The organism is Ruegeria sp. SAZD011 (assembly GCF_059612545.1).
The window spans coordinates 118,012-141,165 of sequence record NZ_JBXWQU010000016.1; the positions used below are offsets into that span (position 1 = coordinate 118,012).

24 protein-coding genes are annotated in these 23,154 nt (G+C 62.7%); 16 read left to right on the top strand and 8 right to left on the bottom strand.

Features of this window, described 5'->3' with window-relative positions; all coding sequences use genetic code 11:
• Positions 1 to 5: 5 nt before the first annotated feature.
• The 6 genes from AC2FLM_RS05910 to coxB all read right to left on the bottom strand — a co-directional run bounded on the left by AC2FLM_RS05910 (position 6) and on the right by coxB (position 4,320).
• On the bottom strand, positions 6 to 677 hold the full coding sequence (locus tag AC2FLM_RS05910; protein ID WP_496856499.1) for an SURF1 family protein: 672 nt from the start codon (positions 675 to 677) through the stop codon (positions 6 to 8).
• A 185-nt stretch (positions 678 to 862) separates the two neighbouring features.
• Positions 863 to 1,678, bottom strand: coding sequence for a cytochrome c oxidase subunit 3 (locus tag AC2FLM_RS05915; protein WP_234139627.1), 816 nt, complete (start codon positions 1,676 to 1,678; stop codon positions 863 to 865).
• A gap of 22 nt (positions 1,679 to 1,700) precedes the next feature.
• Positions 1,701 to 2,276 (bottom strand): cytochrome c oxidase assembly protein, encoded by a 576-nt coding sequence (locus tag AC2FLM_RS05920; protein ID WP_234218283.1) that lies wholly within the window; start codon positions 2,274 to 2,276, stop codon positions 1,701 to 1,703.
• Positions 2,276 to 2,443, bottom strand: coding sequence for a cytochrome c oxidase system small membrane protein (locus tag AC2FLM_RS05925; protein WP_234139625.1), 168 nt, complete (start codon positions 2,441 to 2,443; stop codon positions 2,276 to 2,278). Before AC2FLM_RS05925 ends, AC2FLM_RS05920 begins: the two co-directional genes overlap by 1 nt.
• On the bottom strand, positions 2,440 to 3,396 hold the full coding sequence (cyoE, locus tag AC2FLM_RS05930) for a heme o synthase (RefSeq protein WP_234218282.1): 957 nt from the start codon (positions 3,394 to 3,396) through the stop codon (positions 2,440 to 2,442). The genes AC2FLM_RS05925 and cyoE overlap by 4 nt, the downstream gene beginning before the upstream one ends.
• An 87-nt stretch (positions 3,397 to 3,483) precedes the next feature.
• Positions 3,484 to 4,320 carry a cytochrome c oxidase subunit II gene (gene coxB, locus AC2FLM_RS05935; protein ID WP_496856502.1) on the bottom strand — a complete coding sequence of 279 codons (837 nt, stop codon included), beginning with the start codon at positions 4,318 to 4,320 and terminating at the stop codon, positions 3,484 to 3,486.
• 177 nt (positions 4,321 to 4,497) lie between these two features.
• Here coxB and tldD point away from each other — a divergent pair, with 177 nt between their 5' ends.
• The 3 genes from tldD to topA all read left to right on the top strand — a co-directional run bounded on the left by tldD (position 4,498) and on the right by topA (position 10,096).
• A complete protein-coding gene (gene tldD / locus AC2FLM_RS05940) occupies positions 4,498 to 5,919 on the top strand; it encodes a metalloprotease TldD (protein ID WP_496856504.1) in 1,422 nt (473 codons plus the stop codon).
• Positions 5,920 to 6,143: 224 nt separating this feature from the next.
• Positions 6,144 to 7,292: a DNA-processing protein DprA gene (gene dprA / locus AC2FLM_RS05945; RefSeq protein WP_496856506.1), complete on the top strand. Its 1,149-nt coding sequence runs from the start codon at positions 6,144 to 6,146 to the stop codon at positions 7,290 to 7,292.
• 164 nt (positions 7,293 to 7,456) lie between these two features.
• On the top strand, positions 7,457 to 10,096 hold the full coding sequence (topA, locus tag AC2FLM_RS05950; protein WP_496856508.1) for a type I DNA topoisomerase: 2,640 nt from the start codon (positions 7,457 to 7,459) through the stop codon (positions 10,094 to 10,096).
• A gap of 20 nt (positions 10,097 to 10,116) precedes the next feature.
• Here the strand turns inward: topA and AC2FLM_RS05955 are convergent, their stop codons facing one another.
• Positions 10,117 to 10,698: a TetR/AcrR family transcriptional regulator gene (locus tag AC2FLM_RS05955; protein WP_496856510.1), complete on the bottom strand. Its 582-nt coding sequence runs from the start codon at positions 10,696 to 10,698 to the stop codon at positions 10,117 to 10,119.
• A gap of 67 nt (positions 10,699 to 10,765) precedes the next feature.
• Between AC2FLM_RS05955 and AC2FLM_RS05960 the strand changes: the two genes are divergently transcribed.
• The 3 genes from AC2FLM_RS05960 to AC2FLM_RS05970 all read left to right on the top strand — a co-directional run bounded on the left by AC2FLM_RS05960 (position 10,766) and on the right by AC2FLM_RS05970 (position 12,658).
• On the top strand, positions 10,766 to 11,191 hold the full coding sequence (locus tag AC2FLM_RS05960; protein ID WP_234184241.1) for a VOC family protein: 426 nt from the start codon (positions 10,766 to 10,768) through the stop codon (positions 11,189 to 11,191).
• 132 nt (positions 11,192 to 11,323) lie between these two features.
• Positions 11,324 to 12,028, top strand: a complete 705-nt coding sequence (locus AC2FLM_RS05965) for a CoA transferase subunit A (RefSeq protein WP_496856512.1) — start codon at positions 11,324 to 11,326, stop codon at positions 12,026 to 12,028.
• A 3-nt stretch (positions 12,029 to 12,031) separates the two neighbouring features.
• Entirely contained in the window at positions 12,032 to 12,658 is a 627-nt protein-coding gene (locus AC2FLM_RS05970; protein WP_234139616.1) for a 3-oxoacid CoA-transferase subunit B, read from the top strand.
• Positions 12,659 to 12,711: 53 nt separating this feature from the next.
• On the opposite strand, the gene AC2FLM_RS05975 is transcribed toward AC2FLM_RS05970, so the two are convergent.
• Entirely contained in the window at positions 12,712 to 13,557 is an 846-nt protein-coding gene (locus tag AC2FLM_RS05975) for a lytic transglycosylase domain-containing protein (protein WP_496856514.1), read from the bottom strand.
• A gap of 354 nt (positions 13,558 to 13,911) precedes the next feature.
• On the opposite strand from AC2FLM_RS05975, the gene AC2FLM_RS05980 reads away from it, so the two are divergent.
• From AC2FLM_RS05980 to AC2FLM_RS06025, 10 genes are all read left to right on the top strand, one after another.
• On the top strand, positions 13,912 to 14,100 hold the full coding sequence (locus AC2FLM_RS05980) for a hypothetical protein (RefSeq protein WP_011048778.1): 189 nt from the start codon (positions 13,912 to 13,914) through the stop codon (positions 14,098 to 14,100).
• An 87-nt stretch (positions 14,101 to 14,187) separates the two neighbouring features.
• Positions 14,188 to 14,376 carry a hypothetical protein gene (locus AC2FLM_RS05985; RefSeq protein ID WP_234222097.1) on the top strand — a complete coding sequence of 63 codons (189 nt, stop codon included), beginning with the start codon at positions 14,188 to 14,190 and terminating at the stop codon, positions 14,374 to 14,376.
• A gap of 188 nt (positions 14,377 to 14,564) precedes the next feature.
• Complete coding sequence (cpaB, locus tag AC2FLM_RS05990; RefSeq protein ID WP_234222098.1) at positions 14,565 to 15,431, top strand: Flp pilus assembly protein CpaB; 867 nt, start codon at positions 14,565 to 14,567, stop codon at positions 15,429 to 15,431.
• Between the two features lie 195 nt (positions 15,432 to 15,626).
• Entirely contained in the window at positions 15,627 to 17,033 is a 1,407-nt protein-coding gene (locus AC2FLM_RS05995) for a type II and III secretion system protein family protein (protein ID WP_234144682.1), read from the top strand.
• Positions 17,034 to 17,049: 16 nt separating this feature from the next.
• Complete coding sequence (locus AC2FLM_RS06000) at positions 17,050 to 17,676, top strand: OmpA family protein (RefSeq protein ID WP_234184247.1); 627 nt, start codon at positions 17,050 to 17,052, stop codon at positions 17,674 to 17,676.
• 183 nt (positions 17,677 to 17,859) lie between these two features.
• Positions 17,860 to 19,098 carry a CpaE/TadZ family protein gene (locus AC2FLM_RS06005; RefSeq protein WP_496856517.1) on the top strand — a complete coding sequence of 413 codons (1,239 nt, stop codon included), beginning with the start codon at positions 17,860 to 17,862 and terminating at the stop codon, positions 19,096 to 19,098.
• A gap of 24 nt (positions 19,099 to 19,122) precedes the next feature.
• Positions 19,123 to 20,562, top strand: coding sequence for a TadA family conjugal transfer-associated ATPase (locus tag AC2FLM_RS06010; RefSeq protein ID WP_234144679.1), 1,440 nt, complete (start codon positions 19,123 to 19,125; stop codon positions 20,560 to 20,562).
• An 11-nt stretch (positions 20,563 to 20,573) separates the two neighbouring features.
• Positions 20,574 to 21,542, top strand: a complete 969-nt coding sequence (locus AC2FLM_RS06015; RefSeq protein ID WP_234144678.1) for a type II secretion system F family protein — start codon at positions 20,574 to 20,576, stop codon at positions 21,540 to 21,542.
• A 10-nt stretch (positions 21,543 to 21,552) separates the two neighbouring features.
• Positions 21,553 to 22,533: a type II secretion system F family protein gene (locus AC2FLM_RS06020; protein WP_234144677.1), complete on the top strand. Its 981-nt coding sequence runs from the start codon at positions 21,553 to 21,555 to the stop codon at positions 22,531 to 22,533.
• Positions 22,534 to 22,537: 4 nt separating this feature from the next.
• Positions 22,538 to 23,128 (top strand): tetratricopeptide repeat protein, encoded by a 591-nt coding sequence (locus AC2FLM_RS06025; RefSeq protein ID WP_496856520.1) that lies wholly within the window; start codon positions 22,538 to 22,540, stop codon positions 23,126 to 23,128.
• Positions 23,129 to 23,154: the final 26 nt, after the last annotated feature.

Consider the following 23,154-nt stretch of genomic DNA (forward strand, 5'->3'; position numbering starts at 1 on the left):
TGCTGTCAGCCTTTCTTGCGGGCGCGGCTGCGCCACAAAAACAGGGAGGTCATCGCGGCCCAGACCAGGGCCAGGCCAAACCAGGTGATTGCATATTGCAGGTGATCGTTGGGGATGCCGGCGCTGTCGACCGGCAAGGGCGTGATACCCGGGCCGGTCGGCGCGCGGGCGATCAGCAGCACCGGTTCGGTGCCCAACTCCGCTGCCATCGCGGGTACGTCGCGAGCGAACCAGATATTGCCGTTCCGATCGGGCGCCGGGGTATAGCCGTCGATCTCGTCGGGCCAGTGCAAGTTGCCCTCGATCCGCATCGGGCCGGTTTCGCGGCGGTCCTGCTTGGCGGTCGTCGGGATGAAGCCGCGATCGACCAGGATGCGCCTGCCCTCGTTTGTCACGAAGGGGGCGATGACGCGGTAGCCCGGCCCGACCATCTTGACCGAGACCAGCACGTGCACCTCTTCGCCGGCCATCGCACCACTGACCGCAACCGGCAGATAGCGGTCATGTTCGGGATCGGGTTCGGCGGGCAGCGCCTGCGGCGCGCCGGCGATGCGGCTGTCGATATCTGCCAGCATCGCCTGTTTCCAGTCCAGCCGCCGCAACTGCCAACTGCCCAGCGCGATCAGCACGGCGAGGCCCGCGAGACCTACGAGTAACAGAAAGAGAACGCGGCGCATGGCGGCTCCGGAGGGGGTTTCAGACGGCCCGGCGCGGGCCGGTGCCTTGGTATGGCGAGACGGGGCGCATTTGCAACCGGTCAATTGTATCGGGTGCAATTCAGGGATCGCGCCACCGGAGCACCAATGAAAAAGCCGCCCCGAGGGGCGGCCTTGTCTGTCTTTCCGGCGCAGGGCCCATGCGATCAGAGCAGCGGCCACTGACCCCAGATGTAGACGGCAAAGAAGAGGAACAGCCAGACCACATCGACGAAGTGCCAGTACCAGGCGGCGGCCTCGAAACCGATATGCTTCTCAGGGGTGAAATCGCCCTTGAGCGCGCGCAGCAGACACACCGCCAGGAAGATGGTGCCGATGATCACGTGCATGCCGTGGAAACCGGTTGCCATGAAGAAGTTAGAGTAGAACTGGTCGCCACCAAAGGTCCAGTCTTCGTGCAGCAGCAGCTCGGCATATTCATAGCCTTGCAGGAAGGTAAAGATCATGCCCAGCACGATGCCGATCGACAGGCCCTGAATCAGCGCCTTGCGGTCGTTGTTGTGCACCAGCGCATGGTGCGCCCAGGTCACGGCACAGCCCGAGAGCAGCAGGATCAGCGTGTTGATCAGCGGCAGGTGGAACGGGTCGACCGCGTGAATGTTCGGTGCCACATACTCGGTGCCGACATAGTCCTGCATCGGATACATGCGGTGTTTGAAGAAGGACCAGAACCAGGCAAAGAAGAACATCACCTCGGAGGTGATGAACAGGATCATGCCATAGCGCAGGCCGATGCGGACGACGGGCGTATGGTCGCCAACACGGCTTTCGGCCACGACCTCGGACCACCAGGCGAACATGACATAGAGCACGGCGATGAAGCCGGCCCAGAACATGTAGGAAGTGATTCCGTGCATCCAGAGAACGGCGCCGAAGAGCATGACAAAGCCGCCGATCGCGCCAACCAGCGGCCAGATCGACGGGGGCAGAATGTGATAATCGTGGTTCTTAGCGTGTGCCATCAGTGTCCCTCACCTTGCGGCGTTAGTTCGTGTTCGTTGTTGTAGCTGCACCAAGAGCGGCATAGCCCTCGGGCAGATCGATTTCGTAGAATGTATACGACAGCGTGATCGTATGCACATATTTCGCGTCCCGGTCGTTGACGATCTCGGGGTCGACAAAGAAGCTGACCGGCATCTGCACCCGTTCGCCGGGTTGCAGCACCTGCTCTTCAAAGCAGAAACAGGCGATCTTGTCGAAATAGCCACCCGCCGAATAGGGCGCGACGTTGTAGGACGCCTGCCCCGCCACCGGCCGGTCTGTCGGGTTGTAGGCCTCGTAAAAGGCCAGCCCGGTCTCGCCGATGCGCAGCTCCATCTCGGTTTGAACGGGGCGGAACTCCCACGGCATGCCGCGCTCTTTCGAGGCGTCGAAGCGCACCTTGATGGTCTTGTCGAGGATGGTGTCCGACCCGGCCTCGGCCACGCCGGTGGCGCCGCCAAACCCGGTGACCCGGCAGAACCAGTCATAGAAAGGCACAGAGGCCCAGGCGAGCCCGCCCATGACCACGACCACGCTGACCAGTTGCACAACGGTTTTCTGAGGTCCCTTCAAAGCCATCAGCCCTGCCCTCCGGTACTGGCCTGCGGCGGCTCGAAATCGCCACGGGTCACCTTGACCACTGTCAGGCCGAAAATGATGACGATGAACGCCGCAAGCGTCAGCGCAACGCCCAGGTTGCGGCCAAAGCGGCGCTGATGCAGCTCATGTGTCTGACGCAGGCTCATCCCCAGCCTCCCAGCCCATAGGGGCGCAGCAGCGCTTCGGCCAGAATGGCGCCGAAATGCAGGAAGAGGTAGAGCAGCGACAGTTTGAAGAACTTCCGCTCGGTCTTGAAGTTGTCGGCCTCGCTATCGGCCTCGTCCCGGCGCCAGATACGGATGGCCCCCAGCAGGAACAGCGCGTTCAGCACCAGAGCGACGGCCAGATAGATCGGTCCGCCGATATCGGAGAACGCGGTGCCCAACGCCAGAAGCGCCAGCAGGACCGTATAGACGAGGATGTGAACACGCGTCGCGCGGCGACCATGGGTCACGGTCAGCATCGGCACCCCGGCGTCGTCATAGTCGGACCGCATGAACAAGGCCAGCGCCCAGAAATGCGGCGGCGTCCACATGAAGGTCAGTGCGAACATCAGCCAGGGTTCGACCGACATGTCGCCGGTGGCCGCGATCCAGCCGATCACCGGCGGAAAGGCCCCTGCCGCACCACCGATCACGATGTTCTGCGGCGTCGTCCGCTTCAGCCACATGGTATAGACGACGACATAAAAGAAGATAGTGAAGGCGAGAAAGGCACCGGCAAACACATTGGTGGCCAGCGCCAGCATCATCACCGACAGGCCCGACAGGCCCAGACCCACGGCCAGCGCCTCGCCCGCTTCGACCTTGCCGGCGGGGATCGGACGCTTTTTGGTGCGCTTCATCACCTGGTCGATATCGGCATCCCACCACATGTTCAGCGCACCCGAGGCGCCGCCACCGATGGCGATGAACAATATGGCGCAAAACCCGATGAACGGATGCACCGGTACCGGCGCGGCCACGAGGCCGACCAGAGCGGTAAAAACAACAAGCGACATGACCCGCGGTTTCAGCAGGGCGAAATAGTCGCCAAAACCGGCCTCGTCCGGGCGATGTGCGGCCCGGGCAGTGCTGGCGTTGAAGCTTGCGTCGCTCATGCGGTGGTCCCTTGGGGCAAAAGCCGCGCGACATGCGCGCAGCCCGGGTCAGTCTTGGCAGGCGGGGTCAGGCCCCGCCCGAAAGGTTCAGTTCGATGCGACCTGATAGCTGGTCGGCAGACCGGCATATTCTTCTTTCGCGCTTGCCAGCCACTTGGCGTATTCCGCCTCGCTGACCACCTTGACAGTGATCGGCATATAGGCGTGGTCCTTGCCGCAAAGCTCGGAGCACTGGCCGAAATAGATGCCTTCCTTTTCAGCCTTGAACCACAGCTGCGCCAGACGGCCCGGCACTGCGTCCTGCTTCACGCCGAATGCGGGGATGGTCCAGGAATGGATCACGTCTGCGCCGGTCACGCTCATCACGACGACCTTGCCCACGGGCACGACAACGGCGGTATCGGTCGCCAGCAGGTACTCGTCCTGGCTGTAGCCATGATCTTCCAGATCGTCGCGGCCCAGCATGAAGCTTTCGAAGCCGAAGCCTTCGTCGGTGTAGTCATAGCCCCAGTACCACTGATAGCCGGTGACCTTGATGTTGATCTCACCCTCGGGAATTTCCTGCTGGTTAAACAGCACCGGCAGCGAGAAGGCACCGATGAAGACCAGAATCAGGATCGGCCCGACGGTCCAGAGGATTTCCACAGGGGTGTAATGCGAAAAGTTCGCCGGGGTCGGGTTGGCGCGGCTGTTGAACCGCACGATGCACCAGACCAGCAATGCCGCCACCAGCAGGCAGATGACGGTGATGATCACCAGAATCATGCCGTCCAGCGATTGCAACTCGCGCGCCAGCTCGGTTGCGGCGGGCTGAAAGCCCATCCCGCCGTCGACCGGTTTGCCGATGATCTCCAGCTCCTGCGCCGCGGCGGGCAGGCTCGAAAGGGTGGCGAGAAGCGCCGAAAGCGTCAAAGCGTTCTTCATGTTCTGTCCTGATCGTTTGATCTTTGCGTCCCTGACCGGGGGGTTCGTGAATCAAACACACCCCGCCCGTTGTCTTTGGTCGCGTTAAAAATCATATTCCCGGAGGCAGATAAAGCAAAATGCTTGCGTCAAACAGACGCTATTTTTGATCTGGATCAAACAACGAGGCCGCAAATCATGGCGCATGACCCTTTTCGCCCTTTTGAAACAGCCCTCCCACAGGACGAGGCACTGGCCGTTCTGCGGGCGGCCACCGATGGGGCGGAGGATGGCGAACTGTTCGTCGAGCGCCGCAAATCCGAGGCGCTCAGCTTTGACGACGGGCGCTTGCGCTCGGCCTCTTACGACGCGTCCGAGGGGTTCGGGTTGCGGGCGGTCAAGGGCGAGGTGGCGGGATATGCGCATTCCACCGATGTCTCGATTCCCTCCTTGAGACGAGCGGCGGAAACCGCGCGGCTGGCGGTGGGCGATGGAGGCGGCACTCTGGCCGGTGCCCCGGCCCGCACCAATCGCAAGCTCTATACCGAGGACGATCCCATCGCGTCGGCCGCCTTCCCGGTAAAGGTCGAGACGCTGCGAGAGATCGACGCCTATGCCCGCGATCTGGATCCACGGGTGGTGCAGGTCTCGGCCTCGATCATGGCCTCGCTGCAAGAGGTCGAGATACTGCGGCCCGACGGGGTGCATCTGCGCGATGTGCGGCCGATGACACGCGTGAATGTCTCGGTCATCGTCGAGCGGGACGGGCGGCGCGAAAGTGGCAGCGCCGGTGGCGGTGGCCGGGTCGGGTTGGACGGGCTGATCGCGCCCGAGGCCTGGCAGGCGCAGGCGCGTGAGGCGCTGAGGATCGCTTTGGTCAATCTGGATGCCGAACCGGCGCCTGCCGGGGTGATGGAGGTGGCGCTTGGCCCCGGCTGGCCCGGTATCCTGCTGCACGAAGCGATCGGGCATGGGCTGGAGGGCGATTTCAACCGCAAGGGCAGTTCGGCCTTTGCCGGGCTGATGGGTCAGCAGGTGGCCGCGCGCGGGGTCACCGTGGTCGATGACGGCACCCTGCCCGACCGGCGCGGCTCGATCACCGTCGATGACGAGGGTACGCCCTCGCGCCGGACCGTGCTGATCGAGGACGGCATTCTGACCGGGTACATGCAAGACCGCCAGAACGCCCGCCTGATGGGGGTGGAGCCGACCGGCAACGGGCGGCGGCAAAGCTATGCCCACAAGCCGATGCCACGGATGACCAATACGGTGATGCTGGGTGGCGATGCAGACCCGACCGATCTGGTGGCCGAGATCAAGGACGGCATCTGGGCGGTGGGCTTCGGCGGCGGTCAGGTCGACATCACCAATGGCAAGTTCGTGTTCTCCTGCACCGAGGCGTACCGGGTGCGCAATGGTCGTATCGGCGCCCCGGTCAAGGGGGCCACGCTGATCGGCGACGGCCCTTCTGCGCTGAAACGCATCCGGGGGCTTGGCAATGACATGGCACTCGACCCCGGCATGGGCACCTGCGGCAAGGACGGCCAATGGGTGCCGGTGGGCGTGGGCCAGCCCACGGTGCTGATGGACGGGCTGACGGTGGGCGGCTCAGCGGCGTGAAACCGGACGGCGGCAAGGTAAACAGCTTTGCCGCCGATTCGCCTCCCTGCGTCTGAGCAGACCATAGGTTCGCCCAAGAAACATCCATCAAAGTTCTTTTATTTCAGATGGTTGAGTGTGACTTTCTGTCCCGACCGCAAAAAACTGCGAAAAATTTAGCTTGATTCACCACCTGTTAACGGGCCGGACCGTAAACCTGTTTCTGCAAACAGGCGGAGCGACGGATGACCGAGGAACAGTTTTCTTCCTATCACCCCCCACTCCCACCCACCACGGAAGAGGACCGGTTTTCCTGGCTCCGCCTTTTGCGCTCGCGCAGAGTTGGCCCGACAACGTTTCGCCGATTGATGCACGAGCATGGCACGGCGCAGAACGCGCTGGCCGCGTTGCCTGAAGTGGCACGTGCCGCCGGGGTCGAGGGCTATGAAATATGCCCGCCCGGTGTTGTCGAAGCAGAGCTCAAGGCCGCAAAAGCCGCGCAAGCGCGGCTTTTGTGCCTGAGCGATGCCGATTACCCCGCTCATCTGGCCGGGATCCCGGATGCGCCGCCGCTCTTGTGGCTGCTCGGTGACCCGGCCCTGTTGCGCCGCCCGATGATCGCGCTAGTGGGCGCCCGCAATGCCTCGTCGCTGGGCACCCGCATGGCGCGGGCTTTGGCGCAGGATCTGGGTGCTGCCGGATTCGTGGTGGTCTCGGGGCTGGCGCGCGGTATCGACACCGCCGCGCATCTGGCCGCGCTGCCCACCGGCACCATCGCGGTGATGGCCGGTGGCGTCGACACGATCTATCCCGCCGAGAACACCCATCTGGCGGGTGATATCGCGCGTCAGGGATTGCGCCTGTCGGAACAGCCGATGCGCCTGACCCCGCAGGCCCGCCATTTCCCGCGCCGCAACCGCATCATCTCGGGTCTGGCCCAGGCGGTGGTGGTGGTCGAGGCCGCCGCCAAATCCGGCAGCCTGATCACCGCGCGCGACGCCCTGGATCAGGGGCGCGAAGTGCTGGCGGTACCCGGTCACCCGTTCGATGCGCGTGCCGCCGGGTGCAACATGCTGATCCGCGACGGCGCCCATTTGGTACGCAATGCCGAGGATGTGATCGCCGCCCTTCCCACCCTGACGACACCGGAACCGCAGCCCGACCTGTGCGACCTGATGCAACAGCCGGCGCCGCCGCCCAAACGCAGCCTGCGCGAGACCGCGGCGCTGCACAGCCAGATCCTGGACCGGCTCGGCCCTTCACCGGTGGCCGAGGATCAACTGATCCGCGATCTGGCCGCCAGCCCGGGCGAGGTCGCCCCGGTGCTGGTCGATCTGGAGCTTGAGGGCCGGATCAACCGTCAGGCTGGCGGGCTTCTGTCGCGCGTCAGCTGACCCCTGCGCGACATGTGCCCAAGGCCGCAACGGACCGGCCACATGTGCCTCTGACACTCGGAATATCTGCGCCCAAACAGCACCGATTGACAATCGGGGCTTGCACCCCACATGTTGCCCCGCCATAGAACGCGCCGTGTCCGATGAATGAGGTTGCCACTTAAATGCCTGTTGTTGTTGTAGAATCCCCTGCCAAGGCAAAAACGATCAACAAATATCTCGGCTCGGACTACACGGTTCTGGCATCTTATGGGCATGTGCGCGACCTGCCTGCCAAGGACGGATCGGTCGATCCCGAGCATGATTTCGACATGACCTGGGAGGTCGCCGCCGACAGCCGCAAGCATGTCAAGGCGATCGCCGACGCGCTGGCCGAGGACAACGAACTGATCCTCGCCACCGACCCCGATCGCGAGGGCGAGGCGATCAGCTGGCACCTGCAGGAGGCTCTGACCAAGCGCCGTTCGATCAAGAAGGGCACTGCCGTCAGCCGCGTCACCTTCAACGCCATCACCAAGGACGCGGTGACCAAGGCGATGCAGAACCCGCGCCAGGTCGACATGCCGCTGGTCGAGGCCTATCTGGCCCGCCGCGCGCTGGATTATCTGGTGGGCTTCAACCTGTCCCCGGTGCTGTGGCGAAAGCTGCCCGGCGCGCGCAGCGCGGGCCGGGTGCAATCGGTCTGCCTGCGCCTGATCGTCGAGCGCGAGATGGAGATCGAGGCTTTCAAGCCGGTGGAATACTGGTCGGTCAAGGCGCTGCTGGAAACCCCGCGTGGCCAGGCCTACGAGGCGCGGCTGGTCACGCTGGCGGGCAACAAGCTCGACAAGATGGACCTGTCCAACGCCACCCAGGCCGAACTGGCGGTGCAGGCGATCACCAGCCGCGCGCTGAGCATCCAGTCGGTCGAGGCGAAACCGGCGGCGCGCAACCCCTCTGCCCCCTTCATGACATCGACCCTGCAACAAGAGGCCAGCCGCAAGTTCGGCATGGGCGCGCGCCACTGCATGAGCGCGGCGCAGCGCCTCTACGAGGCCGGGCACATCACCTATATGCGGACCGACGGCATCGACATGGCGCCCGAGGCGGTGATGGCCACCCGCGACGCCATTGCCGAGCGGTTCGGGGCCGAATACGTGCCCGACAGCCCGCGCATGTACAAGAACAAGGCCAAGAACGCGCAAGAAGCGCATGAATGCATCCGCCCCACCGACATGCGCAAGGATGCCGCCGCGCTGAAACTGAAAGACGAGGATCAGCGCCGTCTCTATGACCTGATCTGGAAACGCACCATCGCCTGCCAGATGGCCGCCGCCCGGCTGGAGCGGACCACGGTCGAAATCGGCAGCGCCGATGGCCAGGTCGGTCTGCGCGCCACCGGCCAGGTGGTGCTGTTCGACGGGTTCCTGCGCGTCTACGAAGAGGGGCGCGACGATGTCGAGAATGACGAGGACAAGCGCCTGCCCCAGATCTCGATGGGGGAAAAGGCGGTCTTTGCCAAGACCTCGCTGGCCGATCAGTTCGCCAAGGCGACCGGAGATGCCCCGCTGACCGAGGGTGCCAAGATCGCCAAGGAAGCGATTCTGTCCGAGAACGAGGCCGTCCTGGCGCTGCAACACCACACCCAGCCGCCGCCGCGCTATACCGAGGCGACGCTGGTCAAGCGGATGGAAGAGCTGGGCATCGGCCGACCCTCGACCTATGCCTCGGTCATCACCACGATTCAGGACCGCGAATATGTCCGCAAGGACAAGAACCGCCTGATCCCCGAGGAGAAGGGGCGGATCGTCACCATCTTCCTGCTGAACTTCTTTCGCCAATATGTGGGCTATGAGTTCACCGCCAATCTGGAAGAGCAGCTGGATGACGTCAGCGCGGGTTCGCGCGATTACAAGGACCTGCTGGGCCGGTTCTGGCGCGATTTCTCGGCAGCGATCAGCGAAACATCCGAGCTGCGCATCTCCGAAGTGCTCGACAAGCTGGACGAGGCGCTGGCGCCTCAGCTCTATCCGCCGCGCGAGGATGGATCCGACCCACGGATCTGCCCCAAATGCGGCACCGGCCACCTGCATCTGAAAACCTCGCGCACCGGCGGGTTCGTCGGCTGCGGCAACTATCCCGAATGCCGCTATACCCGCCCGATCAGCGGCGACGCGGATGACAGCGCCGAGCGGCTGCTGGGTGAGGATGGCGGCGACGAGATCTGGCTCAAGGCGGGCCGGTTCGGCCCCTATGTCCAGCGCGGCGAGATCAGCGAAGAAAACAAGAAACCCCCGCGCGCCAGCCTGCCGCGCGGCTGGTCGGCCGAAGACCTGGACCTGGAAAAGGCGCTGGTGCTGCTCAGCCTGCCGCGCCAGATCGGGCAACACCCCGAAGGTGGCATGATCAGCTCGAATTTCGGGCGGTTCGGCCCCTATCTGATGCATCAGCTGCCGGACGAGGCCAAACCGGTCTATGCCAATCTCAAGGACCCGAACGATGTGTTCGAGATCGGCATGAACCGCGCGGTGGAACTGTTGGCCGAGAAACGCGCCAATCCCCGCGGTCGGGGCCGGGCGGCGGCCAAACCCCTCAAGGAGTTGGGCGAGCATCCCGAACACGGCGGTGCGGTCAACGTGCTGGACGGCCGCTATGGCGCCTATGTCAAATGGGACAAGGTCAACGCGACCCTGCCCAAGGATGTCGAGGCGGCGGATGTGACGATGGAGATGGCGGTCGCGCTGATTGCCGAGAAATCAGCCAAGAAGGGCACCAAGAAAAAGGCCGCCCCGCGCAAGAAGACCACCAAGAAAACCGAGAACTGACCACGACACGGGCGCGGGCTTCAGCGCCCACGCAACCCCGCTACCAGCCGCGTCATCGCCCGTTCAAAGGGCGCGGGCTCGGCCCCTTGCGCAATCGCAAGCGCGGCCCGATCAAATGCGGCAGACACCACCTCGGTCAAGGCCTGCATCTCATCCTCGCCTAAACCGCTGACCACCAGTTCGAGTCCGGCGCGCAGCGAGGCGCGCCCGCCGCCGGCGTCGATCCGGCTCATCTCCTCCGGCCCCAACACCGCCGGCCCGTCGATCAGCAGCAGCCGGGCACGACCCGGCTCGGCCATGGCGCGGAAAAAGGCTGCGCTGCCCGCTTCCATGCCCTCTGCCCCGGCGCTGACCGCCTCGGCGTCGATCCGATGCACCAGCGCCTCGGCCTCGGCCTCGACCACGGCGCGAAACAGATCGGCCTTGTCGGCGAAGTGGTGATACAGCGCGCCGCGCGTCACCTCGGCGGCGCGCACGATCTCGGGTGTCGAGGTCTCGGCATATCCCTTGTCCACGAACAGCGCCCGCGCAGCGGAGATCAGGCGTGCCCGCATCGCGGCGCGGCGGTCGGCATTGGGGACGGGTGTATTTTTCTCTTGCATACATACAGCCTGTATGTTTAATTCCAGCTCACATACAGACTGTATGCATGTTGAGGAGAAAGGCAATATGAAAACGACCCAGTATTACCCCGTCGTCCAGACCGGCGACGTGCAGGGCACCGCCGATTTCTATCGCAGCCATTTCGGGTTCCACACCGCGTTCGAGGCCGATTGGTACGTTCACCTGCAATCCAGCGCCGACCCCTCGGTCAATCTGGCCATCCTGGACGGGCAGCACGAAACCATCCCGACCGAGGCCCGCGGCCCGGTGCGCGGGGTGATCCTGAACTTCGAGGTGGCAGACGCGGCGGCGGAATATGACCGGCTGACAGCGGCGGGTCTGCCGATGCTGAAACCGCTCAAGGACGAGGCGTTCGGCCAGCGCCATTTCATCACCGCCGACCCCAATGGCGTGCTGATCGACGTCATCACCCCGATCCCGCCCAGCGCCGAATTTGCCGCTCAATACAGTGCCGAGGCCCTGCCCCAGTGACCCGGCCGGGGCGGTTCCGCCGCCCCGGCCCCTGCCATTCCGTAGAAATACCATCCCCCGGAACCCGTCATTGACTTCGCGCTGACGCGGCGGCAAAACCGGCGCAATCACCAAGTCATTGGGGGAGTTTCCATGAAAAAAGTCTATGCCAACGCCACCGAGGCGCTCGACGGTCTGCTGCAGGACGGCATGCTGATCGCGGCGGGCGGCTTCGGCCTGTGCGGCATTCCCGAACTGCTCTTGCAGGCAATCAAGGACTCGGGTGCCAAGGATCTGACCTTTGCCTCGAACAATGCGGGTGTCGACGACTTCGGCATCGGCATCCTGCTGCAAACCAAGCAGGTCAAGAAGATGATCAGCTCGTATGTGGGTGAAAACGCCGAGTTCATGCGGCAATACCTGAGCGGCGAGCTGGAGCTGGAATTCAACCCCCAGGGCACGCTGGCCGAGCGCATGCGCGCCGGTGGCGCGGGCATCCCCGGTTTCTATACCAAGACCGGCGTCGGCACCGTCATCGCCGATGGCAAGGAGCACAAGGATTTCAACGGCGAGACCTATATCCTCGAAGAGGGTATCTTTGCCGACCTGTCGATCATCAAGGCCTGGAAGGCCGATGACACCGGCAACCTGGTGTTCCGCAAGACCGCGCGCAATTTCAACGTGCCCGCGGCCACCTGCGGCAAGATCTGCATCGCCGAGGTCGAAGAAATCGTTCCGCGCGGCGAGCTGGACCCAGATTGCATCCACCTGCCCGGCATCTATGTGCATCGCATCATTCAGGGCGAGCATGAAAAGCGCATCGAACAGCGCACCACCCGCAAACGTGAGGAGGCTTGAGCCATGCCCTGGGACCGCAATCAGATGGCCGCGCGCGCGGCAGAAGAGCTTGAAGACGGCATGTATGTGAACCTCGGCATCGGGATCCCGACGCTGGTGGCCAACTATGTGGGCGACAAGGACATCACCCTGCAATCGGAAAACGGCATGCTGGGCATGGGCCCCTTTCCCTATGAGGGCGACGAGGACCCGGACCTGATCAATGCCGGCAAGCAGACCATCACCGAACTGGCCCGCACCGCCTATTTCGACAGTGCCACCTCGTTTGCGATGATCCGGGGCGGCAAGATCGCCGCCGCGATCCTGGGCGCGATGGAAGTGGACGAAAAGGGCGATCTGGCCAACTGGATGATCCCCGGCAAGCTGGTCAAGGGCATGGGCGGCGCCATGGACCTGGTGGCGGGCGTCGGTCGCGTGGTGGTTGTGATGGATCACACCAACAAGCACGGCGAATCGAAAGTGCTCAAGGAATGCACCCTGCCGCTGACCGGCAAGGGCGTGGTCGACCGCATCATCACGAATCTTGGCGTGCTGGACGTGGTCGAGGGCGGGCTGCGGATTGTCGAACTGGCCGATGGCGTGACCGAGGCCGAAATGCGCGCCGCGACCGAGGCGACGCTGGTCGACTGACCGGGTCTCTTCTTGGGATCACCAACCCGCCCCCACAACCGGGGCGGGTTTTTCTATTGCATGGCAGTGAACACGCATCCGTCGGTAATCAGCTCGGGCGGTGTGGCGCAGAGCCCGCGCGCCACCTGATAGGCGGCCAGCACTTTGGGCACATAATCTCGGGTCTCGGCATAAGGCGGCACACCCTCATGTTTGCGCACCGCGCCCTCGCCCGCGTTGTATCCGGCGAGTACCAGGACCGGGTCGCGCCCGAACTCCTCCATCAGCCAGTTCAGATAGCGCACGCCACCCGCGATATTCTCATCCGGCGAAAGGCTGTCATTGACCCCGAACCGGGCCGCGGTATCCGGCATCAGCTGCATGAGACCCTGCGCGCCCGCACCGCTGACAGCATCGGCCCGCCCCGCCGATTCCACCGCGATTACCGCCAGCACCAGCGCCGGCGATACCTCGGTTCCGACGGTCGAGCGCAGGATCGTGATGCCTTGCGCCCTGGCGATGTCCTGCAAGGCCTGAAGGCGCGGCGCATCCACCCCGCCGGCGGATAGCGCGCTAAGCATATCCTCCAACTGGCGCGGCCTGTCGGGGCCAAGCGCCGGAGAAATCTTATCCCAGAACCACGCATAACGGCCGGTGGCGCCCGCCGCGTCAGGCACGGGCGCGGCCGCCGCGGTGACGATCTCGTCCTCCGCAACCGGCTTCTGCCGCCCGGCGACGGGTGCGCGGGCGTGTTCCTCGGCCGAGATCTGGACATCCACGCGAGGGCGCGTCCCCGGCGCGGGTGCGCGCACCCGCTTGAACTTGACCTCGGGCAACGGCGCGGGGCTTTCCGCGTGCGACTCGCCCACGACCGTAAAAACGGCCGCCGCCGCAATCAGAGTGATGTATCTGAGGGCCATCTGCTCGCCTCTAGATATGTTTTTTCACGACTCTACTGTGCAAAAGACCCTTTCAACACCGAAAAACCCACCCAAATAAGGCGATTTCGCCATATTTGATGCTGTTTTGCATCGGCCCTACCCGGGGTAACTATAAATTTTTCTTTTTTTATCATTTGAAATCATGACGTTATCAAAAATTCCTACAAAAAATTAAAATCAGGCAAAGAAATCCGAGTTTTGGCCCAAATCCTGCCACGGCTGACCGGCAAATATACACCCATACCGCGACGGACATGAGCCAACGAGAGAGAGCAGGTTCAGACGGACGGCGAGGTTGAGAAACACTCTTGTGATCCTTAGGAGGGACTAACCATGATCAAGTTCATCAAAAACTTCCGCAAAGACGAAGATGGCGCAGTGACCGTTGACTGGGTCGTGCTGACCGCAGCAGTCGTGGCCCTGGCCGCAGTTGCCTACAACGGCATCTCGACCGGTACCGGCACGCTGTCGACCGCCATCAACACCGAGCTGGGCACCGTGACGCCGGATACCGGCCTGTAAAGCCTGGCTGATTACAGCAGATCGGGGCCGCGTCTTTACCTAAGGCGTGGCCCTTTTTCCTGAATCCGATGCGACGGAGGCACTGCCATGCTTTATAGCTGGATGCTCTTTGCAAAAGAGGAAGACGGCGCCGTCACGGTGGACTGGGTGGTTCTGACTGCCGCGGTGGTCTCCCTGGCCGGTATCGCCTATTCGGCGATCAACGGTCCGACCGGGGATGTATCCACGGCTGTCTCGACCACGATTGGATCGGTCAACGTGGACGCCGGGTTCTGACCTGGCGGCAAAGACCGTTTCGAGACAAATGCGCAGAAAAACAAGCTTCAATTGTCCGTCAAAGACGCTGTAGGGGCGCCCTTTGACCCTCAGAATGACATATTTGAAGCGCAAGATTTGTTTCGGATCGCCCGTGCCCGGCCAGAATGGCCGACGCCGGGCGAGCGGAACAGAAGAGAGGTGACAAGATGCGAGCAGTATTCGGACTGGTCCTGATCGTGGGGATCGCACTTGCCGGGGGCGCGGTCATGATGGCCCGCAACTATATTTCCGCCTATCAAAGCGAACTGGCGCGTGAGCGGCAGGCACGGGCACAGATCGTGCCGACAAAGACGGTCTATGTGGCCTCGCGCCCGCTGCGTTATGGCGAACGACTGACCAAAGAGGACGTGCGCGCGGTCAAATGGCCCGAAAACGCCATTCCCGAAGGCACATTCCTGGATGCCGCCACCCTGTTCCCCGAGCGTCAGGAGGACAATCGCTATGTCCTGCGCGCGATGGAGAAGGATGAGGCAATCATGGCCGTCAAGGTCACCAAACCCGGTGAGGATGCCGGGCTGACCTCGCAACTGTCGCGTGGCATGCGCGCCTTTGCCATCAAGGTCGACGTCACCAGCGGCGTGTCGGGTTTCCTGCGTCCGGGTGACCGGGTCGATGTCTACTGGACCGGTGGCATGTCGGGCGGAACCGGCCCGCTGGAAGGCATGCAGGGAGAGATCACCCGCCTGATCCAGACCAATATCCAGATTGTCGCAATCGACCAGATCGCGGGGGGTGACGTGACTGGCGCCAATATCGCCCGCACGGTCACCGTCGCCGCCCTGCCCCAGCAGGTGGCCGCGCTGGCCCAGGCGCAGACAACCGGACGCCTGACCCTGGCGCTGGTTGGCGCCGATGACGATACCATCGCTTCGGCGGTCGAGGTTGATCAGCGCATGCTACTGGGTCTCGGAGCGCTCGAAGCCGCCCCCGAAAAGGTCGAAGAGAAGGTCTGCACCATCCGCACCCGTCGCGGGGCCGAGGTTGTCGACATCCCGATCCCCTGCACGAATTGATGTGTCGATCTGCGCAGGTTGCAAAAGGAAGGGCCGCACCGCAAGGGGCGGTCCTTCTTGCTTGTTGCTCAATACACACATCAAAAACGCGCCAAAAAGCATTGATTCTTGCAAAAAAGCATCAGGTCGCGCAAAGTAACCCAAACATCGGGCGTCAAGACCCGGTTCAGAGGCGTGATCGGAAAGGCAGGTCACATGAAAATTGATGGTTTCATCAAAGCGGCCCTGACAGGGCTCGTCCTTGCGTGCAGCCCGATCGCGGGCATGTCGCAAGCTCAGGATCTGCGCGTGGTCAAACAAGGCACCGCCGAAACTCTCGATGTTCCCATGAACCGGGCCATCGTGGTTGAAAGCGAAACGCCCTTTGCCGAGCTTTCGATTGCCAATGCCGGGATCGCGGATATCTCTTCGCTGTCCGACCGTACCATCTATGTTCTGGGCAAATCGCCGGGCCTGACAACGCTCAGCCTGTTCGACGCGGGTGGGCGGCTGATCACCAATGTGAACGTACGCGTCTCGTTCGACGTGGCCGAGTTCAAGGAACGTCTCAAACAGATCCTGCCCAACGAGAAGATCGAGGTGCGCACCGCCAATGACGGTATCGTGCTGTCGGGCACCGCCTCCAGCGCCGCGCGTTTGCAACGGGCGCTTGACCTGGCCGAACGCTATGCGCCCGAACGGGTTTCGAACCTGATGAGCGTGGCCGGTGTGCAGCAGGTCATGCTCAAGGTGCGTTTCGCCGAGATGCAGCGCTCGGTCTCGAAATCGCTCAGCGCCTCGCTGGGCTTCAGCGGCGGCAATGCCGTCGGCGGTCTGAACACACTGAACAACTCGGGAAGCCTGACCAACGCCATCAACGGCAACATCCCGGTCCTGAACGACAATACCGGTGCAATCCTGTTCGGGTTCAGCGCCGGATCGACCCAGGTGCGGCTGCTGCTCGAGGCGCTGGAGCGCAAGGGCGTGGTGCGCACCCTGGCCGAACCGAACCTTTCGGCCCTGTCTGGGCAAGAGGCCAAGTTCCTGGCCGGTGGCGAATACCCGATCCCGGTGGCCCAGCGCGACGGCTTGTTCACGGTCGAGTACAAGCCCTTTGGCGTCGAGATGGCATTCATCCCCCGTGTCGTCGATGGCGATCTGATCAATCTGGAACTGCTTGCGGCGGTCTCGTCTCTCGATCCCAACAATTCGGTTACCGTCAACGGGTTCGAAATCGCCGCGTTTCAACGCCGCGAAACCTCGACCACCGTCGAACTGAAGGATGGCGAGAGCTTTGCAATCGCCGGTCTGATCGAGGACGAGTTCCTGGACAACAACTCGCAACTGCCCTGGATCGGCGACGTGCCGGTGCTGGGTGCCCTGTTCCGCAGTGCAAACTATCAGCGCTCGCAGACCGAGCTGGTGATCATCATCACCGCGCATCTGGTCTCGCCCACGCGGGGCGAAGCATTGGCGCTGCCGACCGATCGGGTCAAGCCGCCCACCGAGAGCGATCTGTTCCTGCGCGGAAAGACCACCCGGACCCAGCGGGCCCGTAGCGGCGCTGCCTCCGAGGTCGCGCGTCAGGATTTCAGCGGCTCTTATGGCTATGTCTTGGAGTGATCAGGGGATGGGACCGATGCGGAACTGGATGATGTGCCTGGGGCTGGCCGGAACGCTTTCCGCCTGCGGTCTCGAAGCGGGCTATCAGGTCGATTCGGGCACGTTCGGCAACGCAACGCTGAACAATACCCAAATGATGAACGGCGAGCGCAGCTATGCGCAAACCCTGGCGGACCGCTTTGCCCGCGAAGTCCCGACCCAGATCAACTTTGCCTTTGACAGCGCCGAGCTGGACGCCACCGCCCAACAGGTCCTGACCCTTCAGGCCGACTGGATCCGGCAGTTCCCCGAGGTGCGATTCCGCGTCTACGGCCACACCGACGCGGTCGGGTCCTCGGGCTATAACAAGAGCTTGGGGATGCGTCGCGCACGCGCGGTCGTGTCGTTCTTTGCCAGCCGCGGCATCAGCCGGAACCGGCTCGAAGCGATGGTCTCTTATGGCGAAACGCAGCCGCTGGTGCCCACCCCGGAGCGGGAACGCCGCAACCGGCGCACGGTCACCCAGGTCTCGGGCTTTGTCGATGGGCATCAGAACATCCTGGACGGCAAATATGCTCAGGTTGTCTATCGCGAATACATCAAGAGCGCTGAGCCCAAAACCTCGATCGAGATCGACACCAGCTCGAGCGCCTTCGAACAATAAGTGGAATCGGGCGGTATCGTCGCCCCATTCCCTACAATTGGTTCTTTTCGGCCCAAATCTCGCCCAACTTACCCGCGACATTGCTTCCAATAGGTGACGTGCGACCAGATTCCCGGTCGCATGCGGGTGAAGGCAGAACGGACGCCGTCTCGTTGCCCCACCCCCGTAAAGAGGAAAAAGGCAATGAGCAGCGCAATGCCGCAACCCGAAACCACGCCGATCCTGGCCTGTACCGTCAGCCGGGATGTTCAGAACTTCGATCTTCTGATCGAGGACATGGAAGCCGCGATGGGCGAAAGCTGGGGCGACCTGGGGTTTGCCGAGGCGCTGGCCTTCTTCGGTCAGCCCGAATCCGACTCGCTTGAATTCATCGCCCTGGCTATCGATGCCGATGACGAAGACAATCTGGTGCTGATGGGTGAAATCATCACCCAGGCCAAGACGCGCGGTATCAAGGTCATTCTGATCGCCGAAGACGTCACCCCGGCCTCGCTGCATCAGCTGTTGCGCAAGGGGGCGGACGAATTCGTGCCCTATCCCCTGCCCGAGCGCGAACTGCAATCGGCCATCGACCGGCTGAACAAGCCCGAACCCGAACAGGCCCAGGCCCACCACAACACCGCGCACCTGAACAAGGGCGCCGCGCGCGAGGGGGCTTTGATCGTTGTTCATGGGCTGGCCGGCGGTACCGGTTCAACCACCTTGGCGGTGAATCTGGCCTGGGAGCTGGCCAATATCGGCGGCGAGGATGCGCCAAGCGTCTGTCTTCTGGATTTCGACCTGCAATACGGCTCTGTCTCGACCTATCTGGACCTGCCCCGCCGCGAGGCGGTTTTCGAGATGCTGTCGGAAACCGAAAGCATGGACGAAGAGGTGTTCGGTCAGGCGCTCTTGAGCTTCGAGGACAAGTTGCAGGTGCTTACCGCGCCGTCGGACATGGTGCCACTCGACATTCTGACACCCGAGGATATCCAGCGGGTGATCGAAATGGCGCGCGCGCATTTTGATTATGTCATCGTCGATATGCCCAAAACGCTGGTGCAATGGTCCGAGACGATCCTTCAGGCCGCCCATGTCTATTTCGCGATGATCGAGCTGGACATGCGCTCGGCCCAGAACGCGCTGCGGATGAAGCGCGCGCTGCAATCCGAGGACCTGCCTTTCAACAAATTGCGCTTTGCCCTGAACAAGGCGCCGAAATTCACCGATCTCAGCGGCAAGAGCCGGGTCAAGCGGATGGGGGAATCCCTTGGCATCTCGATCGACCTGCAACTGCCCGATGGTGGCAAGCAGGTCACCCAGGGCGCCGATCACGGTCTGCCGCTGGCAACCTCGGCGCCCAAGAATCCGCTGCGTCGCGAGATCGCGAAACTGGCGCAATCGCTGCACGAATTGGGGCGCAGCGACGCCAAGGCAGCCTGAACACCATAGACGAGGGGGTCGACCGTGTTTTCGAGATATAAAAAGACCGACAAGGCAATGCCGGTGGCCGCCCTGGCCGCCAAGAAAGCCGAAGCGCCCGCCGCCAAGGTCGAGCCGGCGCCCGTCGCCAGCCTGCGCAAACCGATCCAGAAACAGGCGGCCGAGGCGGCTCCGCAGGACCGGGACCGCAAACGCAAGGAGCGGCTGAGCGAACTCAAGATCGAGCTCCATCGCGATCTGCTGGAGAATCTCAACCTGTCGGCGCTGGAACACGCCGCCGAGGCAGAACTGCGCGCCGAGATCACCGCCATTACCAGCGAGATTCTGGAAACCAAGGGCGTGGTTCTGAACCGCGAGGACCGCATGCAGCTCAACAAGGAGCTGTATGACGAAGTCACCGGTCTGGGGCCGCTGGAAACCCTGCTTCAGGACGAGACCGTCAACGATATTCTGGTGAACGGGCCGCAGCAGATCTTTGTCGAACGCGCCGGCAAGCTGCAACTGACCGACATCACCTTCAAGGACGAACGCCACCTGCTGCGGATCATCGACAAGATCGTCAGCGCGGTGGGCCGCCGGGTCGATGAATCGAACCCCTATGTCGACGCCCGCCTGGCCGATGGCTCGCGTTTCAACGCGATGGTGCCGCCGATCGCGGTCGACGGTTCGCTGGTGTCGATCCGGAAATTCAAAAAGGACAAGCTGGGCATCGATGATCTGGTCAAGTTCGGCGCCTTTACCGAAGAAATGGCCGCCTATCTTCAGGCTGCCGTCGCCACCCGTCTGAACGTCATCGTGTCGGGCGGGACCGGGTCGGGCAAGACCACCACGCTGAACGCCCTGTCCAGCTTCATCGACAATTCCGAACGCATCCTGACAATCGAGGATACTGCGGAACTCCAACTGCAACAGACCCATGTGGGCCGGATGGAAAGCCGCCCGCCGAACGTCGAGGGCAAGGGCGAGGTTTCCCCGCGCGATTGTCTGAAGAACGCGCTGCGGATGCGCCCCGACCGCATCATCGTCGGCGAGACGCGCGGCGAGGAAGTCATCGACATGTTGCAGGCCATGAACACCGGCCATGACGGGTCGATGACCACGATCCACGCCAACTCTGCCCGCGACGGGGTCAGCCGTCTGGAAAACATGATCGCCATGGCCGGGATCGAGATGCCGATCAAGGCGGTGCGCAGCCAGATCGCCAGCGCCGTCAACCTGATCGTACAGGCCAGCCGTCTTCAGGACGGCAGCCGCCGCATGACCTCGATCACCGAGATCACCGGGATGGAGGGCGACGTCATCTCGATGCAGGAAATCTTTCGCTATCAGCGGGTGGGCCTGACCCCCGATAACAAGATCATCGGCCATTTCACCGCCACCGGCGTGCGCAGCCATTTCTCGGAACGGTTCCGCATGTGGGGCTATGATTTGCCGCCGTCGATCTATGAACCGACCACGATGTAAGGATCAAAACCATGCAACTCAGCGCCGAACCGATCATCTACGGCCTGATCTTCGTCGGGGTCCTGGTCCTGGTCGAGGGTCTCTATCTTGTCGCTTTCGGGAAATCCATCAGCCTCAACAGCCGGGTGAACCGCCGGCTGGAAATGCTGGACAAGGGCGCCGGTCGCGAACAGGTGCTGGAGCAGCTCCGCAAGGAGATGCAGCAGCACATGAAGTCGAAGTCGATCCCGCTTTATTCGCTCTTGGCGGAAAAGGCGCAGAAAGCGGCCATCGCCTTTACCCCCCGGCAACTGATCATGATCATGGCGCTGCTGGCGGGTATCGCCTTTGTCGGTCTCAGCGTCGGCACCCAGACCGAGGTCAAGCTGCGCGCTGCCATCTCGGTCGCCATCGGTATCGCTGCGGTCTATCTGTGGGTCAATCAGAAGGCCAAGAAACGGCTGAGCCTGATCGAAGAGCAATTGCCGGATTCGGTCGAGCTGATGGTGCGCTCGCTCCGGGTCGGGCATCCGCTGGTCTCGGCAATCCAGATCGTCGCCAAGGAATCCGAAGATCCGATCGCCACCGAGTTCGGCATCATCGCCGATGAGGCCGCCTATGGCCGCGAAGTGGGCGAGGCGCTCAAGGAGATGGCCGAGCGGCTCGACATGCAGGATTTGCGCTTCCTCTCGGTTGCGGTCACCATCCAGCAGCAATCGGGCGGCAACCTGGCCGAGGTTCTTGCCGGCCTGGCCAAGGTGATCCGTGCCCGCTTTCGCCTGTTCCGGCGCGTCAAGGCGATCACCGCCGAAGCGCAGTGGTCGGGCAAGTTCCTGTCCGCCTTCCCGCTGGTCGCGCTGATGGTCATCCTTTTCAACGATCCGGGCTATTACGACGGGGTGATGGACCACCCGCTGTTCATTCCCGCCTGTTTCGTCGTCGGGGTCCTGTTGACCGCCAACCTGTTCGTCATGCGCATGCTGACCAATATCAAGGTCTGAGGAGAGCATCATGGAAATTCTGAGCCAGATCAATACTTTCCTGACCGAGCACCTGGGCGAGTTCGGTCCTCTGATCGTGGTTGGCGTGCTGGGCCTGTTCATGGTCCTGCTGGCGGTTCCGTTGCTGATGAGCCAGCCCGAGGACCCGCTGAAAAAGCTCAAGCGCGACATGAATCCCAAGACGGTCGCCAAACCCAAGAAAGAGCAATTGCGCCAGAGCGGGCGCAACGAGCAGCTGCAACGTTTTGCCACTTTCCTGGAACCGCAAGACGCCGATGAGCTGTCCGCGATGCAGCTCAAACTGCGCCAGGCCGGCTATCAGTCCAAGGACGCCGTGCGCTTCTTCCACTTTGCGCAGATGGCGCTGGGTCTGGTGGGCCTGTTGCTTGGCGTGCTCTATGTCTTCGTCATCGAAGCGGACAAGGATCTGGATGGCCAGGCCATGCTGATCCGCGTTCTGGGTCCGGGCGGTGTTGCCTATTTCCTGCCGCGCTACTGGATCACCCGACGGGTCGATACGCGCAAGGAAAACATCACCCGTGCCTTTCCCGACGCGCTTGACATGCTGTTGGTCTGCGTCGAGGCGGGCCAGTCGCTGGACCAGTCCATCGTGCGCGTCTCCAAGGAGTTGCGCGCCTCCTATCCCGATCTGGCCGACGAATTCGAGGTGGTCGCCCACGAGATGAAGGCGGGCAAGGAAAAGGACAAGGTGCTGCGTGACATGGGCACCCGCTGTGGCGTGGTCGATGTGTCCTCTTTCGTGACCGTGATGATCCAGTCGTCGCAATTCGGGACCTCGATCGCCGAGGCGCTGAGGGTCTATGCCGGCGAGATGCGGGACAAGCGCGTGATGCGCGCAGAAGAGGCCGCAAACAAGTTGCCAACCAAAATGACCCTTGCCACAATGATGCTGACGGTTCCGCCGCTGCTGATCATCCTTGTGGGTCCCTCGGCCAAAGGCATCATGGAACTTGGCAACATGAGCAAATGACGACATGACATCAACGGCTGCGCCGCCCCGGCCGCCAAGGCTTGTTCTTGCATGGGCCATCGTCACCGCGGTGACGATGGCCTCTTGCACAAGAAACGACGACATCGCCCTGCCTGACAACCCCTTCCCACCCGGCGTGGATCACCGCAAGCAGGCGGTCAGCGGTGTCGAAGTGGGTCAACGCCTGATGGCTGCCGGCGAATACGAACTGGCGCTCGACGCCTTTACCCGTGCCGCGCTGGACGAGGGCATGACCACCGAGATCCTGACCGGCATCGGCACCGCCAATCTGGGCCTGGGGCGGCTGGGGCAGTCGGAAACCATGCTGCGCCGCGCCGTCGAAGAGGCCCCCGACTGGCCCGAAGCCTGGAACAATCTGGGCGTTCTGCTGATGGAAAAAGGCGAGATCGCCGAAGCGACGGCCGTCTTTCGCAAGGCCTATGCGCTGGACAATGGCGAAAGTGACTCAATCCGGAACAATCTGCGGATTGCACTCGCAAAATCGGAAAATCCTGCTATTAATACTGAACAAAAAGAAGAATTCAAATTGGTGCAGCGGGGACAAGGAGACTTCCTGATCCGCAAGACGCCATAGAGGGCAAGAGCAGCAAGAAGGACGCA

Excerpts from the sequence above, each read along its gene's own strand:
- AC2FLM_RS05980 (WP_011048778.1), top strand. The coding sequence starts at position 13,912 with ATGATCAAGTTCATCAAAAACTTCCGCAAAGACGAAGATGGCGCAGTG.
- AC2FLM_RS05965 (WP_496856512.1), top strand. The coding sequence starts at position 11,324 with ATGAAAAAAGTCTATGCCAACGCCACCGAGGCGCTCGACGGTCTGCTG.
- dprA (WP_496856506.1), top strand. The coding sequence starts at position 6,144 with ATGACCGAGGAACAGTTTTCTTCCTATCACCCCCCACTCCCACCCACC.
- cpaB (WP_234222098.1), top strand. The coding sequence starts at position 14,565 with ATGCGAGCAGTATTCGGACTGGTCCTGATCGTGGGGATCGCACTTGCC.
- AC2FLM_RS06020 (WP_234144677.1), top strand. The coding sequence starts at position 21,553 with ATGGAAATTCTGAGCCAGATCAATACTTTCCTGACCGAGCACCTGGGC.
- AC2FLM_RS05985 (WP_234222097.1), top strand. The coding sequence starts at position 14,188 with ATGCTTTATAGCTGGATGCTCTTTGCAAAAGAGGAAGACGGCGCCGTC.
- AC2FLM_RS05955 (WP_496856510.1), bottom strand. The coding sequence starts at position 10,698 with ATGCAAGAGAAAAATACACCCGTCCCCAATGCCGACCGCCGCGCCGCG.
- AC2FLM_RS05915 (WP_234139627.1), bottom strand. The coding sequence starts at position 1,678 with ATGGCACACGCTAAGAACCACGATTATCACATTCTGCCCCCGTCGATC.
- cyoE (WP_234218282.1), bottom strand. The coding sequence starts at position 3,396 with ATGAGCGACGCAAGCTTCAACGCCAGCACTGCCCGGGCCGCACATCGC.
- AC2FLM_RS06000 (WP_234184247.1), top strand. The coding sequence starts at position 17,050 with ATGCGGAACTGGATGATGTGCCTGGGGCTGGCCGGAACGCTTTCCGCC.
- AC2FLM_RS05960 (WP_234184241.1), top strand. The coding sequence starts at position 10,766 with ATGAAAACGACCCAGTATTACCCCGTCGTCCAGACCGGCGACGTGCAG.
- AC2FLM_RS06025 (WP_496856520.1), top strand. The coding sequence starts at position 22,538 with ATGACATCAACGGCTGCGCCGCCCCGGCCGCCAAGGCTTGTTCTTGCA.
- topA (WP_496856508.1), top strand. The coding sequence starts at position 7,457 with ATGCCTGTTGTTGTTGTAGAATCCCCTGCCAAGGCAAAAACGATCAAC.
- AC2FLM_RS05975 (WP_496856514.1), bottom strand. The coding sequence starts at position 13,557 with ATGGCCCTCAGATACATCACTCTGATTGCGGCGGCGGCCGTTTTTACG.
- AC2FLM_RS05910 (WP_496856499.1), bottom strand. The coding sequence starts at position 677 with ATGCGCCGCGTTCTCTTTCTGTTACTCGTAGGTCTCGCGGGCCTCGCC.
- AC2FLM_RS06005 (WP_496856517.1), top strand. The coding sequence starts at position 17,860 with ATGAGCAGCGCAATGCCGCAACCCGAAACCACGCCGATCCTGGCCTGT.
- AC2FLM_RS05920 (WP_234218283.1), bottom strand. The coding sequence starts at position 2,276 with ATGGCTTTGAAGGGACCTCAGAAAACCGTTGTGCAACTGGTCAGCGTG.
- tldD (WP_496856504.1), top strand. The coding sequence starts at position 4,498 with ATGGCGCATGACCCTTTTCGCCCTTTTGAAACAGCCCTCCCACAGGAC.
- AC2FLM_RS05995 (WP_234144682.1), top strand. The coding sequence starts at position 15,627 with ATGAAAATTGATGGTTTCATCAAAGCGGCCCTGACAGGGCTCGTCCTT.
- coxB (WP_496856502.1), bottom strand. The coding sequence starts at position 4,320 with ATGAAGAACGCTTTGACGCTTTCGGCGCTTCTCGCCACCCTTTCGAGC.
- AC2FLM_RS05925 (WP_234139625.1), bottom strand. The coding sequence starts at position 2,443 with ATGAGCCTGCGTCAGACACATGAGCTGCATCAGCGCCGCTTTGGCCGC.
- AC2FLM_RS05970 (WP_234139616.1), top strand. The coding sequence starts at position 12,032 with ATGCCCTGGGACCGCAATCAGATGGCCGCGCGCGCGGCAGAAGAGCTT.
- AC2FLM_RS06015 (WP_234144678.1), top strand. The coding sequence starts at position 20,574 with ATGCAACTCAGCGCCGAACCGATCATCTACGGCCTGATCTTCGTCGGG.